Source organism: Ruegeria sp. BG6, from assembly GCF_056538465.1.
In genome coordinates, this window is record NZ_JBQFTB010000043.1 from 1 (window position 1) to 1,186 (window position 1,186).

The 1,186-nt window shown below is 51.9% G+C and carries 2 protein-coding genes; both read right to left on the bottom strand.

Translation table 11 applies throughout. The features are described from left to right. Positions 1-13: 13 nt before the first annotated feature. Entirely contained in the window at positions 14-421 is a 408-nt protein-coding gene (locus tag ACR0JW_RS23830; protein WP_170681124.1) for a universal stress protein, read from the bottom strand. Positions 422-479: 58 nt separating this feature from the next. Further along, positions 480-929: a phasin family protein gene (locus ACR0JW_RS23835; RefSeq protein WP_480490442.1), complete on the bottom strand. Its 450-nt coding sequence runs from the start codon at positions 927-929 to the stop codon at positions 480-482. Positions 930-1,186: the final 257 nt, after the last annotated feature.

Consider the following 1,186-nt stretch of genomic DNA (forward strand, 5'->3'; position numbering starts at 1 on the left):
CGCTAGCTTTGGATCAACGAATTACGTGAACCGAACACTTGGCGTGATGCACGACTCTGTTCGCAGTGGAACCTAGAAATATGTCCTCAAAACCAGGCTTGTGCGAGGCCAAGACGATGCAATCCGCGTCGCTCTCATTTGCGAAATCGACAATAGCCCGGCCCGCATGCCCAGAGATAAGCCGAGTTTCCGCGCCTGGAATTTCAGACGCTGTCTGATGCAAGTTCTCAAGGATCTCATGCCGCGTATTTGCAAGCACTTCGCTTGGAATCTGAGACCCCACATACGCGGGGATAGGCTCTTGGACGTGCACAACAGTAAATACAGCGTCCGCATCAGCCAATTGGTGTGCGGCCTCAAACGATGCTTGGGTGTCGTGCTCTTGGTCCAGTGCAACCGGGATCAGGATGTTCTTGTACATTTGACCTCCTATCTACTTCTCTGATGATTTCAATCTGGTTTAGTCGGCAGCAGGAAATCTAAACCGGCTCAGACTTTGAAGATTTGCCTGCGCTCTTTGTAGCGGCTGCAACATCATCAACTGTTTGCTCAACAGCTTCAGCCTCGGTTTCAGCGACATATGCTGCACAACGGGCCACGGTTTCGAACCATTCCTGCGCGTCAGCAACCAATCGCTCCGTCGAGTGGCGCTGCCATTCCGCCATACTCTGAAGGGCTTTAGAAGGATCGGACGGGTTCGCGGAAGACACATTGCGTGCAGCTTTTAGAGCCGTCCGGACCGCCTCATGACGCCGTTCGAACCAATGCTGTGCAAAGGCCTCGGTTTCTTCGAGCAATTTCTCTTGCGCGTCCCAAAATTGTTCGATCTGGGCACCGAAGGCCGGATTGCCAGAAATGGGCGGCTGCATTTGCTTGAAAACATCCAAAAGTGAGGTCGGGCTATTTGTGTTGGATTTCTTTGTCGGCATCGAAAATTCCTCCGCATTTTCTGAATGAGCTCTTTTGCCACCTGCGGCGCGCTTTCGCCTTAATACAGATCAATATCCCTTATTTTTAGGACCTTCGGCTAAAGCTGCGACGGGACAGTCGCAATCTCTCCGACATCGGTTCCTAGCAGGCCGGGTTGGAGTTAGAGTAGTCTAGACAAGAACTTAACGCTTGGTTTTCTATGCACATTGCCGGCTTTCTGATTACCCTTGGTGTCCTTTTCCTTGCCGGATTGGCG

What these genes read in the sequence shown, in the direction of transcription:
- ACR0JW_RS23830 (WP_170681124.1), bottom strand. Translation starts at nt 421, where the DNA reads ATGTACAAGAACATCCTGATCCCGGTTGCACTGGACCAAGAGCACGAC.
- ACR0JW_RS23835 (WP_480490442.1), bottom strand. Translation starts at nt 929, where the DNA reads ATGCCGACAAAGAAATCCAACACAAATAGCCCGACCTCACTTTTGGAT.